The organism is Brevundimonas sp. 374, from assembly GCF_900102995.1.
In the GTDB taxonomy this organism is placed as follows: Bacteria; Pseudomonadota; Alphaproteobacteria; order Caulobacterales; family Caulobacteraceae; genus Brevundimonas; species Brevundimonas vesicularis_C.
The window spans coordinates 1339739-1357646 of record NZ_FNKT01000001.1 but is presented as its reverse complement, the minus strand read 5'-3'; the positions used below and the strand labels follow the sequence as shown (position 1 = coordinate 1357646).

Annotated in this window: 14 protein-coding genes; 8 read left to right on the top strand and 6 right to left on the bottom strand. The window is 67.7% G+C overall.

Annotation, left to right across the window (positions count from 1 at the left end; genetic code table 11):
• The first annotated feature begins 16 nt into the window (after positions 1-16).
• Positions 17-988 carry a flavin reductase family protein gene (locus BLR19_RS06680; protein WP_091748616.1) on the top strand — a complete coding sequence of 324 codons (972 nt, stop codon included), beginning with the start codon at positions 17-19 and terminating at the stop codon, positions 986-988.
• A 47-nt stretch (positions 989-1035) separates the two neighbouring features.
• On the top strand, positions 1036-2232 hold the full coding sequence (locus BLR19_RS06675; RefSeq protein WP_091748614.1) for an acetyl-CoA C-acyltransferase: 1197 nt from the start codon (positions 1036-1038) through the stop codon (positions 2230-2232).
• Between the two features lie 82 nt (positions 2233-2314).
• Here the strand turns inward: BLR19_RS06675 and BLR19_RS06670 are convergent, their stop codons facing one another.
• The 5 genes from BLR19_RS06670 to BLR19_RS06650 all read right to left on the bottom strand — a co-directional run bounded on the left by BLR19_RS06670 (position 2315) and on the right by BLR19_RS06650 (position 8454).
• Entirely contained in the window at positions 2315-2890 is a 576-nt protein-coding gene (locus BLR19_RS06670; RefSeq protein WP_143007341.1) for a hypothetical protein, read from the bottom strand.
• Between the two features lie 122 nt (positions 2891-3012).
• The gene (locus BLR19_RS06665; protein ID WP_091748609.1) at positions 3013-5397 is read right to left on the bottom strand and encodes a PAS domain-containing sensor histidine kinase; all 2385 of its coding nucleotides are present in this window, start codon (positions 5395-5397) and stop codon (positions 3013-3015) included.
• Positions 5398-5487: 90 nt separating this feature from the next.
• Positions 5488-6057, bottom strand: a complete 570-nt coding sequence (locus tag BLR19_RS06660) for a hypothetical protein (protein ID WP_091748606.1) — start codon at positions 6055-6057, stop codon at positions 5488-5490.
• A gap of 77 nt (positions 6058-6134) precedes the next feature.
• Entirely contained in the window at positions 6135-6542 is a 408-nt protein-coding gene (locus BLR19_RS06655; RefSeq protein WP_039244248.1) for a CBS domain-containing protein, read from the bottom strand.
• 61 nt (positions 6543-6603) lie between these two features.
• Entirely contained in the window at positions 6604-8454 is a 1851-nt protein-coding gene (locus BLR19_RS06650; protein ID WP_091748603.1) for a vWA domain-containing protein, read from the bottom strand.
• Between the two features lie 165 nt (positions 8455-8619).
• Between BLR19_RS06650 and BLR19_RS06645 the strand changes: the two genes are divergently transcribed.
• Positions 8620-10482 (top strand): monovalent cation:proton antiporter-2 (CPA2) family protein, encoded by a 1863-nt coding sequence (locus tag BLR19_RS06645; RefSeq protein WP_091748600.1) that lies wholly within the window; start codon positions 8620-8622, stop codon positions 10480-10482.
• Between the two features lie 3 nt (positions 10483-10485).
• On the opposite strand, the gene BLR19_RS06640 is transcribed toward BLR19_RS06645, so the two are convergent.
• Positions 10486-11106, bottom strand: coding sequence for a DUF4168 domain-containing protein (locus BLR19_RS06640; RefSeq protein ID WP_091748597.1), 621 nt, complete (start codon positions 11104-11106; stop codon positions 10486-10488).
• 214 nt (positions 11107-11320) lie between these two features.
• Here BLR19_RS06640 and BLR19_RS06635 point away from each other — a divergent pair, with 214 nt between their 5' ends.
• The 5 genes from BLR19_RS06635 (at position 11321) to BLR19_RS06615 (ending at position 17709) form a co-directional block, all read left to right on the top strand.
• Positions 11321-12340, top strand: a complete 1020-nt coding sequence (locus BLR19_RS06635; RefSeq protein WP_091748594.1) for a phospholipase C/P1 nuclease family protein — start codon at positions 11321-11323, stop codon at positions 12338-12340.
• A gap of 5 nt (positions 12341-12345) precedes the next feature.
• Complete coding sequence (locus tag BLR19_RS06630; protein WP_091748591.1) at positions 12346-13137, top strand: RNA methyltransferase; 792 nt, start codon at positions 12346-12348, stop codon at positions 13135-13137.
• Positions 13134-13457 (top strand): YnfA family protein, encoded by a 324-nt coding sequence (locus BLR19_RS06625; RefSeq protein ID WP_091748588.1) that lies wholly within the window; start codon positions 13134-13136, stop codon positions 13455-13457. Before BLR19_RS06630 ends, BLR19_RS06625 begins: the two co-directional genes overlap by 4 nt.
• Before the next feature lie 164 nt (positions 13458-13621).
• Positions 13622-14866, top strand: a complete 1245-nt coding sequence (gene nhaA / locus BLR19_RS06620; protein ID WP_091749180.1) for a Na+/H+ antiporter NhaA — start codon at positions 13622-13624, stop codon at positions 14864-14866.
• 203 nt (positions 14867-15069) lie between these two features.
• On the top strand, positions 15070-17709 hold the full coding sequence (locus BLR19_RS06615; RefSeq protein WP_091748586.1) for a TonB-dependent receptor: 2640 nt from the start codon (positions 15070-15072) through the stop codon (positions 17707-17709).
• Positions 17710-17908 lie beyond the last annotated feature (199 nt).

The following is a 17908-nucleotide window of genomic DNA, read 5'->3' as shown; positions in this document are numbered from 1 at the left end:
CGGACCGCCTCGCCTCATGACCGCATCGCCGCCCCCGAACGGAGGCCTGGACGTCGAAAGCTGGGGCGACCCCGAGGATCCCATCGTCCTGCTGATCGGCGCGCCCGAGCGTCTGTCCGGCGATTGGCGCCGGTCGGTGCGCGCGCTGGTCGAGGCCGGCCGCAACGTCATGCTGACCGCCCACTTCGACGAGGCGGATGACAGCTCCGCCGCCCTGCGTCGACTGCTGACCGAACTTCCCTCTCGACCGGCCATCGTCTGTTCCGACACGACGCTGGCGGCCGTCGTCCCTGCGCTCGCCGTCACCGGCCCGGCCCTCGCCAGCTGTCTGATGGTCGTCGCCGAAGGGCAGGGGGCTGTCTCGCCCGAGCTTGAGACACAGTTGGCCGGCGTCCCGATCCAGACGATTGCGCGCGCCGAGGCGTCCGACGCGGTCGAGGCCGAGAACGCCGCGCTCCTGGGCTTCCTCGAACGCCACGCCCCGCGCGACGCCCTGCATTATCAGGCCGGCTCCGACCCGCGCACCCTGCGCGACGCCCTGGGCTGTTTCGCCACCGGGGTCACGGTGGTCACGACCCTGGACGAGGCCGGACAGCCCGTCGGCCTGACCGCCAACTCCTTCTCCTCGGTGTCGCTGGACCCGCCGCTGATCCTGTTCTGCCTGGCCCGCTCGTCCACCAATGTCGACCGTTTCCGCCAGGCCGAACATTTCGCCATCAACGTCCTGCATATCGGCCAGCAGCCGACCTCCGGCGTCTTCGCCCGATCTCAGGCCGACCGGTTCCAGGACGTGGCGTGGGAGACATGGGACACCGGCGCGCCCATCCTTTCGGGCGCCCTGGCCAGTTTCGAATGCGGAACCGAACAGATCGTCGAGGCCGGCGATCACCTGGTCATCATCGGCCGGGTCCGGCGCGCCCGGTTCGAGCCGCGCCGCGATCCGTTGCTCTATTTCCGAGGCAAGTATCGGCGGCTGCACTTTTCCTGACCGGCCGGGATCGCTATCTCTCGCCCGAAATAGAGGAAGCCGTCCCCATGTCCGCGACCACGTCCGCCGATCCCGTCGTCATCGTCTCCTACGCCCGCACCCCGATGGGCGGTTTCCAGGGCGCGCTGTCCGACGCCAAGTCCACTGACCTGGGCGCCGTCGCGGTCAAGGCGGCGCTGGACCGCGCGGGCCTCGATCCGCACAAAGTCGAGCAGATCATCATGGGCTGCGTCCTGCCTGCGGGCCTGGGCCAGGCGCCGGCGCGACAGGCGGGCATGGGCGCGGGCCTGCCCACCTCGACCGAGGCCACCACCATCAACAAGATGTGCGGCTCGGGCATGCAGGCGGCCATGATGGCGCACGATGCGCTGGCCGCCGGTTCGGCCGACGTGATCGTGGCGGGCGGCATGGAGTCCATGACCAACGCCCCGTATCTGATGCAAAAGCACCGGGGCGGCGCCCGCATCGGTCACGACGTCATTTCCGACAGCATGTATCTGGACGGGCTGGAGGACGCCTACACCCCCGGCAAGCTCATGGGTCAGTTCGCCGAGGACACGGCCAAGGACTATCAGTTCACCCGCGAGCAGCAGGACGCCTACGCCATCGAAAGCGCCGGCCGGGCCAAGCGCGCCCAGGAGACAGGCGCCTTCGACGCCGAAATCGCCTCGGTCGAGGTCAAGACGCGCAAAGGTCCCGTCACCGTCGACCGCGACGAACAGCCGACCCGGTCCGACCCGTCCAAGATCCCCAATCTGAAACCTGCCTTCGGCAAGGACGGCACCATCACCGCCGCCTCGGCCGCCTCGATCTCGGACGGCGCCGCCGCCCTGGTCATGATGCGCCAGTCGACCGCCCAGGCCCTGGGCCTGACGCCGGTCGCCCGCGTGGTCAGTCAGGCCGCCCATGCCCACGAGCCGCACCTGTTCACCACCGCCCCGGTCTTCGCCCTGCAAAAGGCGCTGAAGAAGGCGGGCTGGAGCGCCGACGACGTCGATCTGTGGGAGGTCAACGAGGCCTTCGCCATCGTGCCGATGATCGCCATGCAGGAACTCGGCATCCCCCATGACAAGATCAACGTCAACGGCGGCGCCTGCGCCCTGGGCCACCCGCTCGGCGCCTCCGGCGCCCGCGTCCTGACCACCCTGCTGTCCGCCCTGAAATCCCACGGCAAGACCCGCGGCATGGCCGCCCTCTGCATCGGCGGCGGCGAAGCCACCGCGATGGGCGTGGAGTTGGTTTAGGGCCGGCGTGTTGTCTTGAGCGAACGCTGCGAGCGTCCTCTTCGGGTGGCTAGCATATCTAGTTGCTAGAGGCCTGCTTGCGTTAAGTGCGGCCAATCGTGAATGAAATCACGGTTTGGTCGCCGTTCTCGTGAAACGCGATGTCGCGCCCATCCACCTGACGACGACTGCTACAGCCAAGCAAGTCCCAACTGGCGGTCGCGGGCTTGCCAATGGCCGAAGGCCATCGTGCATATGGCAGATCTCGAGGCGGAGTGAGCGCATCGCAGGGCCGTAGCAAAGCGGATTCGACAGCCGACCTGATCTCTGGATCTCTAAATAATGCGCTGTTCAATGTGAGCCGGATGCAAAGCTCCAGTTCGCGGCAGTCTTGATTGTCGCCTGGACCGAGCAGCGCACATCCCTGCTGCAGCGAGAAGAACTGCTGGAGCGAGTCTTCCGCGCAAAGGCCGGACTTGCCGATCGTATAGGCCTTGTCGCCGAAGGCTTCGTAGAAGCTCTTTCCCAGCTTTTTCCGGATGACCGCTTCCGTCGCCGCCGCCCGGAATGCGTCGCCGTAAGGAGCCGGATCGTACCCGATCAAAGGCGGCCCTTTCGGAAATGGAGCGCATCCGGCGAGAGTGAGGAGACCAAGGGCGAAAAGGGATCGGAGGCTCATGGATGCACTCTGATCGGGCCGCCGAAAAAGCTCAACAGTTCGCGCTCGCAGCCTACGGGCAGAAGGTCTCGGATAGGCCGAAAACCGCAGCAGCTTTTCGGCTGGCCATATATGCCAAAGCCTTAAGCCGCGAACGCCGCCCGAATCGGCTGCACCGTCTGATCCGGGCGTTTCACCGGCAGGTCGAAGCTGACGACCGTGCCGACGCCCGGCTGGCTTTCCATGCTCAGCTGACCGCCATGCATTTCGATCAGGGACTTGGTCAGGGCCAGGCCCAGGCCGGTGCCCTGGGTGGTCTTGGAATGCTGGCCCTCGACCTGTTCGAACGGGCGCGCCAGGCGCACCAGGTCTTCGGGCGCGATGCCGATGCCGGTGTCGGCGCAGGCGACGCGGACACGGTCCTCGCCCTGCGCGCCCACGAAGGGTTTCAGCGACACGACGATGGAGCCGCCCTCAGGCGTGAACTTCACGGCGTTGGAGATAAGGTTCAGCATCACCTGTTTGACGCCGCGTTGATCGGCCTCGATGTCGGGCAGGTCGCCGGCCTCGACCGCGATCTTCAGGCCTGCCTCCTGCACCTTGCCGCGCATCAGCCGCACCGCGTCCTCGCACACCTCGCGCAAGGACACCGGCTCATAGTGCAGGGTCATCTTGCCGGCCTCGATCTTGGCCATGTCCAAGACGTCGTTGATCAGGCTGAGCAGATGCTGGCCCGACTTCAGGATGTCGCCGGCGTATCCCTTGTATTTCTCGTTCAGCGGCCCGAACAGCTCGCTGGCCATGATCTCCGAGAAGCCGTTGATGGCGTTCAGCGGCGTGCGCAGTTCGTGGCTCATATTGGCCAGGAACTCGGACTTGGCCTGGTTGGCGGCCTCGGCCCGGGTCATGGCGACCTCGTATTTGCGCGCCAGCAGCGACAGCTTCTCCTGGCTGGATTCCAGCTGATCGACGGTGGCCCGCAGATCGTCGGCGGCGCGGCGGCGCTCGGCCTCCTGGCGTTTGATGGCGGTGATGTCGGCGGCGGTGACGACCGAGCCGCCTTCGGAGGTGAACCGCTCGGACAGTTGCAGCCAGCGCCCGTCGTTCAGCTCGACCTCGCGCAGGCCCGCACGACCGCTGGCTGGGCGATGCTCGGCCTTGATGGCCAGGCCGGCGATCCGGTTCAGCTCGTCCTTCATGGCGCCGCGCCGCACCACGCCGTGATCGAAGCCGAAGGCGTCCTCGAACGCCTGGTTCCACAGGATCAGCCGCCCCTGACGATCGAACAGGACGAAGGCCTCGGAGATGCTCTCCACCCCGTCGCGCAGCCGGCTTTCGGCGGCCTGGGCGGCGGCCTTGGCGCGGCGGGCCTCGGTGATGTCCAGCGCCACGCCCAGGATGGCGGAAAAGCCCATGTCGCCGCGCTCGCCGCGCGCCTGGCCCCGCGCGTCGATCCACCGCGCCCGCCCGTCCGGTCCCGCCACCGGGAAGGTGATCTCAAAGGCGCCATAGGCCGCCGCCTGGCGCAGGGCGTGGCGGAAATCTTCCTGAAAGCGGGGATGGACGCGGCTGATCACATCTTCGGCGTCGGTCACACCGCCGCGCGAAAAGCCCAGCAGCGCGGCCATATAGTCCGAAAGCGACACCTCGCCCTTGGCCAGATCCCACTCCCATACCCCGCACCGCGCGGCCTCGACGGCGATGCGGAACCGCTTTTCGGTGGCCACCCGTTCGCGGTGCTGGCGCGTCTGGCGCAGGCCATAGAGGACGAACAGGACCACGACCCCGACCCCCAGCATTAGTGGCGCGAGCACCACCCAGGCGTCGTCGAAGAAGGAGGCGGTCGTCCCCTCCGAGATCGCGACCACATACGGGCCGCCCGCCCGGGCCTGAGCGGCCGCAGCGAGGCCGGCCTGGCCGCCCAGTTTCACGGCGCGCGGTTCGGCCTGAACGACCAGGGCAGAGGCATCGACGCCGATCAGGGTGCGGATGGGTTGGCCGATCTCGGCGGCGCGTGCGGAGGCCAGCACCACGCCGCCCGCCGACACGATCCGCGTCTCGCCGCCTTTCGGCAGGACCGGCGCGATCCGCGCCTCCAGCCTCAGGCCGTCGGCATTGGCCTGGCCGGCGACGACCGATCCTTCGCCCTTGGCGGCCTGCACCGTCTCGCCGGGACCGACCAGGGTGAAGGCGACCTGGGGCGCGGCGGCCTGCGCGGCCTCGACGACCTCTATGGGGGCGCGTTTGGCGGCGACGGCGGTGCGGCCGGCGGCCAGGCCCGCTTCGGCCGACTGGATCAACGCTGCTGTCTGGCTGGCGACCAACTCGGCGTTGAGCTTGAGGTTTTCGGCCTCCAGGCGGCTGATTTCGCGTGTCGGGCGGCTGAACTCGCGCGACGCCATCAAGGCGTAAGCGGCCGCGATCAGCGCCAGGACAAGGACGGTGATCCGCAACCAGGCGGGCGCGCCGGCGGCGCGGTCGGAGGCGCGACGCCCCGACCGATTTTCCCGCCGCTCCTCGTCCCGCAAGCCCCGACCCTCCGACAAACACTTCGTCGCGGGAATCTAGGCTGCGTCGCGGATTCGTGTCGAGGCTCGGCGCGCGCTTTTAACGGGTTTTTAAGCGGCGGCGACCGGCGACAGCAGGCGGTCGGGCGCGGGCTCCAGCACCCGCGTCACCCCATGCAGCACATCGCGCGCCTGTCGGGCCAGGGTCAGGACGGCCGGCGGCGCATCCTCCGGTGTTTCGGCGACCAGATCCACCAGATCCTGGGCCAGGCGCATCAGTTGGGGCGCGGCGGCGATCAGCCGGGCCTGAAACTCGATGTGCTGGGGGTCACGGTCGTATTCGGCGCCCGGCACACGCCAACCGCCCCAGTCCGCCCGATCGGTCACGACGACCGGATAGGTGCCGGGGTGGGGGTGATGCAGGCAATCCTCGGGCAGTTGCCACTTGTTGCGCGCGCGCAGCAGCCGCCACTCGCCCAAGCCCTGATCCGAGGCCGGATCGTCGGTCGCCAGCAACAGTTCGTTGGCGGTGAACTCGCGCCCCAGACCGACGTCGTAGGTGACGCGCACGGGCTCTTCGAACCCCTTGGCCCAGACGGGCTGGACCTGTTCGATGAAGGCCCAGGCGCCGACGCATTCGACCCAGACCTTCTGGCCCTTCTGGAACTGTGCGCGCGCCATGCCATCCTCCGATATTCGAAGGAACAGCATGAACGACGATCCTTGACGCCCGGTGTCGGGGCGCGGTTACGCAGGTCTTAACGCGAAATGCTTTCCAGCGTCTCGCCGGCGTATTTCTCTTTCACGCGCGTCGACAGGTCGCCCAGCGACACGACGCCGACCACGCGGCCATGCTTGTCCACGACCGGGGCGCGGCGGATCTGCTTGGCGCCCATCAGGTCCAGCACGACCTTCAGGTCGTCGGTGTCCAGCACTGTCTGCGGATCGCGGGTGATGAACTCCACCACAGAGGCGCTCGAGGCGGCGCCCGTCGCCAGGGCGCGCACCACGATGTCGCGGTCCGTGATCGTGCCGATCAGCTGATCGCCGTCCGCCACGGGCACGAAGCCGAAGCCGCCCTTGGCCATGCGGCTGGCCACGTCCTGGATGGTGTCGGCGGGGCGGGCCAGGTGCACGTCCCTGGTCATCACGTCGCGGATCTTCATGGCGGGTTTCCTTGGTTGAAGCGTTGCGCTGGAAAACCCGCCGCGAGCGTGGCGGTTCCGGTCAGGGCGTCCGCATCGGGGGTAGGCCCTGGGCCGCCCGCACCAGCTGAACGAACTCGGCCCGGTCGCCATAGGGGTCTTCGCCCCTGGCCCCTTGCGCCTGATCGATGATCCGGTCCCAGCCATAGTCGGCCGTCATCCACGGATCGCCCCGCAGCTTCTGACCGAAGCCGGCGACCGCGATGGCCCAGCGCGTGGCCTCGGGCGGCTGGGCGCTGACCGACCCGCCCGCGCGATTGGTCAGCGGCTGCTGGATCAGGTCCGATCGGCTCTGGCCCGGCTGTTTGTAGCGCACCTGGATAAAGCCGATCTCGCCGTTCGGATCGCCGCCGCCGACCCCGATACGGTTGTCGGGATAGCGCCGATCGGGAATCTGCGCCGGGCCGCCGACGGGGGTGATTTCGTACAGGGCCGTGACGCTGGCGCCGGATCCGACCTCGCCTGCATCGACCTGATCGTTGTTGAAGTCTTCCTCGTTCAGCAGCCGGGTCTCATAGCCGATCAGCCGCCATTCGGCGACGCGGGCGGGATTGAACTCAACCTGGATCTTGACGTCGTCAGCGATAGGGAAGGCGCCCTTGTCGAAGGCCGGCCCGAACAGCCGGCGCGCATCCCTCAGGTCCCCGACATAGGCCGCGACCCCATTGCCCGCCTGGGCGATGGTCTGCATCCGCGCGTCCTGATAGTTGCCGCGCCCGAAGCCATAGACCGACAGATAGATGCCCGTCCCGCGCTTGTCGGCGACATAGTCCTCCAGCCGCTTGTTGTCGGTCACCCCGACGTTGAAGTCGCCGTCGGTGAACATCAGGATACGATTGACCTTGTCGCGCGCGAAGTTCGCCTGGGCCTGGTCATAGGCGTTGGTCATGCCGGTCGCCCCGGCCGTGCCGCCCGAGGCCTTCAGGCTGGCGACCGCACAGCGCATCTTCAGCTTTTCGTCGCCCTTGGTCGGCTGCAGGGTCGTGCCGGCGCCTTCCGCATAATAGGTGACGGACAAGGTATCCTGCGGCCTCAGCCGGTCGATGGCCAGATTCATCGCCTTTTTGGCCAGATCCAGCTTGTCGGGGCTGCCCATCGAGCCGGAGACATCGACCAGGAAGGTCAGGTTCAGCGGCCGCTGCTCGCCCGCCGGCAGTTGATAACCTTGCAGGCCGATGTGCACTATCTGACGCCCGTCAGCCCAGGGCGAGGCCGCGACCGCCGTCGTGATGGCGAAGGGCCGGGTCTGGATGGTCGGCCGGGCATAGTCGTAGTCAAAGGCGTTGATCAGTTCCTCGACCCGCACCGCATCCTTGGGCGGCGCACGACCTTCGTCGATGAAGCGTTTCACGTTCGAATAGGACGCCGTATCCACGTCGATGGAGAAGGTCGACACCGGCTGATCGCTGGCCCGCTTCACCGGATTGGGCGTCGCATCCGGATAGCGTTCGGTGTCGACAGGGGGCGGCGTCATCATGCCGGGCGACGTCGGGGCGCCTGGTGATCGCGTGATCCGGGAGGCTGTGACGACAATATCTTGGGCCGCCGTCGATGACGGCGCGGGGGCAGGCGATGGAGGCGGAGGAGGAGGCGGAGGCGGAGGCGGAGGCGGAGGCGGCGCGCCGTAGGGGACGCGATCTTCCTTGCGGGTCGGCGTGATCCTCACCGGCGGCGTCGGCGGACCGGCGCGCGGCGCGGGTGGTGCGGCGACGGGCTCAGGCGATCCCAGCTCAAAACCAAGGGGCCGGCATGCCGCCGGCGTCGGTTCGCCATCCAGCGGCTTGGCCAGGGCGACGGTCGGCATGGCGACCGGCGGTGCGGCGAACGACAGGCTCAGAACGGACAGGGCCGCGATCCTGATGACGCGTGACATGGCTTCCTCCGGTTGTTTTGTTGCCGCCAGTCGCGGGTCGTCATGGGGCGAAACTGTGGCGCCAAATCCCCCTCGACGCACGATGATCTTTCAGCGTGTCTTTCGTGTCCTCTCGCAATCGCCGCTCAGGACCTCCACAATAGAGGCCAAGCTTGGGGGAATGCGATGGCTGAGGCGACGACGGGACTGGATCTGGGCGCGGCGGCCGCTTTGCTGGCTGCGGGCGTGCTCGCCGTGCCGGTGTTCAAGCGCATCGGCCTGGGATCGGTGCTGGGCTATCTGGCGGCGGGCCTCGCCATCGGTCCCTTCGGCCTGAAGCTGTTCCGCGAGCCCGAGACCATCCTGCACGTCGCCGAGTTCGGCGTGGTCATCTTCCTGTTCATTATCGGGCTGGAGATGCGGCCCAAACGTCTGTGGGGACTGAGGAAGGAAATCTTCGGCCTCGGCGCGGCCCAGGTGCTGTTCTGCGGCCTGATCCTGACCCTTACCGCCATGCTGGCCGGCTTCTCAGCACCCGTCGCGTTTGTCGGCGCCATGGGCTTTGTCCTGTCGTCCACCGCCGTCATCATGCAGATGCTGGAGGAGCGCGGCGAGATCGCGGGCGGGCCGGGCCAGCGGGCGGTCTCCATCCTGCTGCTCGAGGACCTGGCTATCGTGCCGCTCCTGGCCATCGTCGCCGTCCTGGCCTCAGTGCTGGGCGTGGCCAACGAACAGGCGCCGCCACTGTGGCAGACCGTCGGCTTCGCGGTCGCGGCGGTCGGCGGTGTGCTGCTGGCCGGCAAATATCTGGTCAATCCGGTCTTCCGCCTGCTGGCCCAATATGGCGGACGCGAGGTGATGACGGCGGCGGCTTTGCTGGTCGTAGTCGGCGCCGCGTGGGCCATGTCGCTGGGCGGCCTGTCCATGGCCATGGGCGCCTTCCTGGCCGGGGTCCTGCTGTCGGAATCCACTTTCCGCCATCAGCTGGAGGCGGACGTCGAGCCGTTCCGCGCCATTCTGCTGGGCCTGTTCTTCCTCAGCGTCGGCATGTCGCTGGACGTCTCGGTGGTCGTTGCCGACTGGCGTCTGGTGCTGGGCGGGGTCGTGGCCTTCATGCTGGTCAAGGGCGTGGGCATCTATGCCGTCGCGCGCCTGTTCAAGGCCTCGCACCATGAGGCGATCGAGCGTGCGGGCCTGTTCGCGCAAGGCGGCGAGTTCGCCTTCGTCCTGTACGGCGCCGCCGTCGCCGCCGGCCTGTTCGACGCGCGCATCGGGGCGATGATGTCGGCGGTGGTCATCCTGTCGATGGCCCTGACGCCCCTGACCTCGCTGCTGATCGCGCGGCTGTCGCCCAAGCCGGTCCAGGACGCCGAAAGCGCCGAGGGCGTGGATTTCGCCAAGGACCTGCGCGGCCAGGTGCTGATCATCGGCTTCGGCCGTTTCGCCCAGGTCGTGTCCCAACCCCTGCTGGCCCGCGACGTCGATGTGTCGATCATCGAGAACGACGTGGAGATGATCCAGGCCGCCTCCCAGTTCGGGTTCAAGGTTTATTACGGCGACGGCACCCAGCTGCACACCCTGCGCGCGTCAGGCGCGGAGGAGGCCGAGATGGTCCTGGTCTGCGTCGACAAGCCCGAGGCGGCCGACCGCATCGTCGAACTTGTCAAGTCGGAGTTTCCGACCACCCGGATCATGGCCCGCGCCTTCGACCGAGGGCATTCGATGCGCCTGATCCAGGCCGGCGTGGACTACCAGATCCGCGAGACCTTCGAGTCGGCGCTCAAGTTCGGCGAGCGCGCCCTGGTCGAACTGGGCTTGGACGAGACCCTGGCGGCCGAGACCATCGGCGACGTGCGCCGTCGCGACGAGGCCCGTCTGGACCTGCAGCTGACCGGCGGGCTCAAGGCCGGCCGTCAGCTGATGCGCGGCAATATGCCGACGCCCCAGCCCGCCCCCTACATCAAGCCCCGTCGCGAAGGCCGTCTGCTGAACGAGGATGAGGCGGGTCCGGCCGCGCCGGACACCCGGCGCGAGCCCGCCGACACCTGATCCCTACTGGCTAACGCCTTTTTCCAGACGCGCGCCGGCCAGTTGCGCCTTGGCCTGAAGATAGGGCGTAGCGGACACCAGTTGCGAGATGGCGTTGAAGCGCTCGGTCGTCAGGCCGGACGCCTCGACCGCCGCCGTCAGTTTGGCGCTCTGCTCGGGCGTCGCCTGATTGTTCTGCACCTCGGCTGTGACGGCGCGGATCTGCGTCATGGCGGTGACGAAGCGGTTCAGTTCGTCGTCCGTCACGGCGGCGGCAGGGGTGCCGGGCGCTGGCGGCGTGGCGTTGACCACCCGAATGCGCGCCGACAGGGCCGGATCGGCGGCGACGGCGTTGGATAGGGTGTTGAAGCGCGTCACTTCCAGCCCCGAATCCTGCACTGCGGCGGCCATCTGCGCCTGCTGTTCCGGCGTCGGCTGGGCGCCGTTCAGCGTGTCGCTGACGGCTCTCACCTTGGCCATGGCGTCGTCAAACTTCTTCAGCTCGTCATCGGTGAAGGTGGTCGAGCCGGCCATCGGCGCGGCCACCGGCGTCTGTGCCGTCGTCGATGCCTCTTGGGCGTGAGCGGTCGCGGCGGTCGCAAGAAGGGCGACGGAAGCAAGAAGGGCGATGCGGGGCGTGCGCATGGGAATGTCCTTTCGGTCTGGCGTCCACTGGAAGGGCCGTCCGACGACGGCGACGACGCAATCACGTCATCGCTCCCCAAGGGCGTGGAGCCTGAAACAGACGAAGGGGGAGCCTTCATAACCTAGGCGCCGATGCGCCTCGCACCACCCCTTGGACGCTGGAGGCGCGATCAAGGATGCGTTAGACGGGCGTGATCCTTGTTGAGGTTTATCCATGAAACGTCTCGCCATCGCCGCCCTGGCCCTCGTCGCGGTCGCCGCGCCGGCTGTCACCGTCACCGCCTGGGGCAACACCGGCCACCGCCTGATTGGCGTGGCGGCGATGCGGGCCCTGCCGGACGATCTGCCGGCATTCCTGCGCACCCCCGCCGCCATCGCCGATGTGGGCGAACTGGCGCGCGAGCCGGACCGCTGGAAGGGCGCCGGCCAGCCGCACGATCGCGAGCGCGACACCGCCCACTTCGTCGACCTGGACGATCAGGGGCGCGTCTACGACCAGCGCGGCATGAGCCTCAACGACCTGCCGCGCCTGAAGTCCGAATATGACGCCGCCCTGACCAAGGCCGGTCTCGACGTCAACGACGCCGGCTATCTGCCCTACGCCATGATGGACGCCTGGCAGCAGCTAGGCCGCGACTTCGCCTATTGGCGCGTGCTGAACGCCGCCGAGAAGCGCGAGACCAATATGGAGCGTCAGGCCTGGTATCGCGCCGACCGCATTCGCCGCGAGGCCCTGATCCTGCGCGACATCGGCGTGATGGGCCACTACGTCGGCGACGGCTCGCAACCGCATCACACCAGCATCCACTACAACGGCTGGGGCGATTTCCCGAACCCGGAAGGCTTCACCAACTCGCGCCAGACCCACGCTGTGTTCGAGGGCGAGTTCACCAACCGCGTCGCCCGTCTGGACGCCGTCGAGGCCGCCATGCCCGCCGCCAAACTGGACGGGTTCGACGTCAAGGCGCGCACCGTCTCCTATCTGACCACGACGCTCGGCACGGTGATCCCCTTCTATCGCCTGGAAAAGGCCGGCGGTTTCCGTGACGCAGACCCGCGCGGCGCGGCCTTCGTCAACGAACGCCTGGCGGCGGGCGCCGGTGAACTGCGCGACTTCATCGTCGCCGCCTGGACCGCATCCGGCAGCGCCTCCATCGGCTGGCCCGCCGTCAAGGTCGCCGAGGTCGAGGCCGGAACCACCGACCCCTGGATCGCCATGGTGGGCGAGGACTGATTGCGTTGTCCGAGCTGACACCTCCCGCCGTCATCCTCGACAAGTCGCAGATGGCCGAGAACATCGGCGCCGTGGCGCGGGTGATGGCCAACTTCGGCTTGTCGGACCTGCGCCTGGTCAGTCCCCGCGACGGCTGGCCCCAGGAGCGGGCCTGGGCCACGGCTTCGGGCGCCGACTGGGTCTTGGACGGGGTGCGGGTGTTCGACAGCGTCGCCGAGGCCATCGCCGACCTGAACACCGTCTTCGCCACGACGGCCCGCCCGCGCGAGACGCGCCAGCCCGTGCGCACGCCGCGCGAGGCCAGCCGCGTCCTCTATGACGACACGGCCTCGGGCCTGAAGACGGGCCTCTTATTCGGCGGCGAGCGCGCCGGGCTGGAGACGACCGATATTGCCCTGTGCGCTGGCATCGTCACCATTCCGATCGACCCGAAGCACCACTCGCTGAACCTGGCCCAGGCCGTGGCGATCAACGCCTACGAATGGCGCACCCTGATCCTGGACGCCCCGCCGCCGCGCTTTCGCGACAGCGAGCCGCCGGCGTCGAACGACCTGCTGGTCGGCATGTACGAGCACCTGGAGGAAGAGCTGGAAAACGGCGGCTTCTTCTATCCGCCCGAGAAGAAGCGCTCGATGAGCCAGAACCTGCGCGTCATGCTGGGCCGCGCCGCCTTCTCGGAGCAAGAGGTCGCCACCATGCGCGGCGCCATCCACGCCCTGTCGCGCGGCCGCGGCCGGGTCCTGGCCAAGCTGGCGGCCGAGCGGGCGGCGAAGGCCAAGACGGACACTCCCGAGTGAAACCTTGGCTGATCTATCCGCTGTCGGCGTTGGCGGAGATCGGCGGCTGTTTCGCCTTCTGGGCCTGGCTGAAGTTGGATCGTTCACCCCTGTGGCTGGCGCCCGGCGTCGCCTGCCTGATCGCCTTCGCCTGGCTCCTAACCCTGGTCCCCAGCGACGCGGCGGGCCGCGCCTTCGCGGCCTACGGCGGCGTCTATATCTGCGCCTCCCTCATCTGGATGGCGCTGGTCGAGAAGACCCCGCCGGATCGCTGGGACATTCTGGGCGGCCTCGTCTGTCTGATCGGCGCCGGGCTCATCCTGTTCGGCCCGCGCGGCTAACCTGCTTTGGCTTGGCTTGGCCGCCCTGATCCTCTATTCTGGCCCCAGCCATCAGGTCGCCCCGTGCGGCCAGGCCGGCGCGCCGAGTTTGGTTTGCGAATCCGGTCCGACGCCCGTCGATAACCTGGCGTCACGACGAAACTTCCGTTCGATTGGAGGCCGCCGTGGCGCGCAAACTGACACTTGATTTCCTCAAGACCGAGGCCGCATCCGGCTCGGCCCTGGCGCTCGCCGCCATCGCCGCCGTGGCGATCGCCAACTCGCCCTGGTCGGCCGACTATTTCGCCTGGCTGAAGAGCGACCACGTCTTGCAGATCGGCCCGATCCGGCTGGAGGAGACGATCTCCGACTGGATCAAGGAAGGTCTGATGGCGATCTTCTTCCTCGTCGTGGGGCTGGAGATCAAATACGAGATCGTGCGCGGCGAACTCAGCGACCCGAAGAAGCTGGCGACGCCTGTGCTGGCGGCGCTTGGCGGCATGGCGGGGCCTGCAGCGGTCTATCTGCTGCTGTCCGGCGCCATCGGCGCGCCGCATGCGGGCTGGCCCATCCCGCTGGCGACCGACATCGCCTTTGCGCTGGCCATCTTCGGCTTTGTCGGCAAGGGCTTGCCCTCGTCGCTGCGGGTCTTCCTGCTGACCCTGGCCATCGTTGACGACCTCGGCGCCATCGCCCTGATCGCTGTGCTGTTCAGCGAGGGCGCGAACTGGACGCCGCTATTCTGGGCGCTGGGCGCTCTGGCTGTCGGCGCGGTCGCGGCGCACCGCATCCGCATCCCCGCGCCCTTCTGGGTGCTGGGGTTCGCCCTGGTCTGGTATCTGACCGTGCTGTCGGGCCTCAGCACCTCCCTGACGGCAGTGGCCTTCGCCATGATCGTGCCGATCAAGGGGCGCGCCGAAGACGGTCAAAGCCCGCTGAAGGAGGCGATGCACGATCTGCATCCGTGGAACGCCTTTTTGGTCCTGCCGCTGTTCGCCTTCGCAAAGGCGGGCGTCTCCTTCGCCGGCCTGTCGATGGAGCAGGCGTTCGCGCCCCTGGTCATCGCCATCGCCCTGGGCTTGTTCTTTGGCAAGCAAATCGGCGTCCTGGGCGCCGCCTGGCTGGCCTCGGCGCTGAGGATCGGCGCGCGGCCGACGGGCGCCAGCTGGCTACAGGTTTACGGCGTCTCCCTGCTGTGCGGGGTCGGTTTCACCATGAGCCTGTTCATCGGCGTCCTGGCCTTCCCCGGCGCGGTCGATTCGCCCGAGCAGGTCGAGGTCAAACTGGGCGTCATCGGCGGCTCGATCCTGTCGGCGATCGCGGCGGCCTTGGTGCTGGGGTTCGCCGGTCGGAGCCGCCAGGTGGATCCTGCCGCCCTGCACCCTGAGGTGGAGCCTCTGGGGCCGAAAGACGAGCAAAAACTGACCTAGCGTCAGCGTTTTCTGTCGCTTCCCTGACACACAAAGGCGAATCCGCGGCGAAAAATCGTCGCGGCGAACAACGCTCGCTTGTCGGTCGGCCCGAACCGCGCTTAGCCTGTCCCTAACGAATGATCCCCCACGTAGGGGACGTCGAGGGAACAGGAAACGCTGCGATCGCCACTGGCGTCGCGGCTTCAGCCGGGAGGACGCCTATGCGCCGCAATCTTCAACTCAGGACCACTGTGTCCGCCGCCGTCATGGGCGCCGCTGTCATGGGATTCGCCGGCGTCGCCGCCGCGCAGGAAGCCCCGGCGACCGTCGACGACATCATCGTCACTGCCCAGAAGCGTGAGCAGAGCCTGCAGGACGTGCCGATCGTGGTCACGACCCTGTCGCAGGAACTGCTGGACGGCGCGGGCGTGCAGGACATCAAGGATCTGCAGATCCTGACGCCCGGCATGACCGTCACTTCGACCCAGTCGGAAGCCTCCACCACCGTGCGCATCCGCGGCGCCGGCACCGTCGGCGACAACCCCGGCCTGGAAAGCTCGGTCGGCGTCGTGATCGACGGCGTCTATCGCTCGCGCAACTCGGTCGGCTTCGGCGATCTGGGCGAACTGAGCCGCATCGAGGTCCTGAAGGGCCCGCAGGGCACCCTGTTCGGCAAGAACACCTCGGCCGGCGTCATCAACATCATCACCGAGCGCCCCTCGTTCGATCCCTCGATCGCGGGCGAACTGACCGGCGGCAACTTCGGCGCCATCGGCGGTTCGGTCTCCGTCACTGGCGGCCTGACCGACCAGATCGCCGGCCGCCTGTTCGTCGCGCACCGCGAGCGTGATGGCTTCTACGACGTCAACAACGGCGACGGCCCCAACACCCGCAAGGATGACCAGACCCAGGACTACTGGACCACGCGCGGCCAGCTGCTGATCCTGCCCAGCGACGACGTCTCGGTGCGCCTGATCGCCGACTACACCAAGCGCGAGGAATACTGCTGCGTCGCCGTGCAGACGCGCGTCGGCCCGACCCAGGCCTTCATCGCCGCCCTGACCGCGCCGAATGGCCCGGGCCAGCGTCCGCCGGTCGCCGGCTTCGGCACGGTGCCCTTCTCGCGTCTGGCCTATTCCAACCGCGAGACGCCGCAAGAGATCGAGGACATGGGTCTGTCGGCGGAAGCGACCATCGACTTCCCCAGCATCAACGCCACCCTGACGTCGCAGACCTCGTGGCGCGACTGGTCGTTCCAGCAAGGGATGGACCTGGACTACACCGGCGCCGACATCCTGTACCGCGCCAACGACGGCTCGAACGGCTACGGCGTCGACAACCTGACGCAAGAGTTCCGCCTGGCCGGCACCTCGGACAAGCTGGACTGGCTGGTCGGTCTGTTCGCCACCAAGGAAGGCGTCTATCGCGACGACAGCTATGTCTATGGCTCGGACTACAACGCCTTCGCCTCCCTACTGCTGACGGCCTCGCTACCGGCGGCCGTGGGCGGCCCCAGCCCCTCGCGCCTGGGCTGCTTCACCAATCCGAACGGCTTCCTGGTCGGCACCGCCGGCGCGGCCGCCGGTCAGCCGCTGTGCGTCATCGGCGCGGTGCCGCCCAGCGCCGCCGCCCCGACCTTCGCGGCCGGCAAGGCCTATGAGGACCATTATTCGCAGCGTTCGGAATCGGTCGCCGTCTTCACCAACAACACCTATCGGGTGACCGAGGCCTTCGATATCAACCTGGGTCTGCGCTACACCTACGACAGCAAGCGTCTGTTCGGGATTCAGGACAACCTGGGCACCAACGGCGCGGCCTGCGGCGGCGCCCTGGCCAATCAGAACCCGGCCAACCGCACCGTGTCGCCGATCCCCGGCACGGCCAATATCGCCACCCCGGCCGCCGCGCTCGGTCTGCTGTGCCTGCCCTGGTCCAACCCGCTGTATGACGGTCGCCGGATTCAGGAGAAGTTCAGCGACACCGACCTGTCGGGCACGATCAAGGCGTCCTACCGCTTTAACCCGTCCATCATGGTCTATGGCTCGTATGCGCGCGGCTACAAGGGCGCGGGCTACAATATGGACCGGGTGCAGACGGGCGTGACGCCGGACGCCTCGCTGTTCTTCAAGGCCGAGACGGTCGACAGCTATGAAGCGGGCGTCAAGACGACTCTGTTCGACCGCACCATGCTGCTGAACGTCACCTACTTCGACCAGAAGTTCGAGAACTTCCAGCTGAACACCTTCCTGGGCACCGCCTTCGTGGTGGAATCGATCCCGGAACTGACCTCGCGCGGCGTCGACGCCGACATGGTCTGGTTCACCCCGGTCGAGGGCCTGAGCTTCCAGGGCGGCGTAACCTACACCGACGCCAAATACGGCCAGTTCGGCGCCGGCGACCTGTCCAGCCCCGGCCGCTTCCCGCAGTTGTCGCTGCTGCCGGGCGCGCGGGCTTCGTTCGCTCCGGAATGGTCGCTGACCGGCGCCCTGGCGTTCGATCGCGAACTGGGCGGCGGCCTGCGCGGCGGCTTCAACCTGTCGGCCAAGTATTCGACCGAATACAACACCGGCTCGGATTTGCTGCCCTACAAGAACCAGGACGCCTTCACCGTCGTCAACGGCCGGGTCTCGATCGGTTCGGCCGACGAGCGCTGGACGCTGGAGGTCTGGGGCCAGAACCTGCTGGAAGAAGAATACACCCAGGTCGGCTTCGCCGCGCCGCTGCAAGGCACGGCCTTCACCAACACCACGACGCCGCAAGCGAACGGCACCTTCTACAACCAGGCCACCGACACGGCGACCTACAACGCCTATCTCGGCGCCCCGCGCACCTACGGCGTGACGCTGAAGGTCAAATACTGATCGCCAGCCCTCAAGGCTGACCGACCAAGGGCCGACCGGGAAACCGGCCGGCCCTTTTTCTGTACAATCAAGCCCGTGGGCGGGTGCGACCTGGCGTTGTCACAGCAGGCTCTCGTTATCGACTTTTCGCCGATCGACCGGTTTCCCTCGTCAAGCCATGCTGGACGCGGACGTTCCACTGCCCGATACAAGGCTTTGT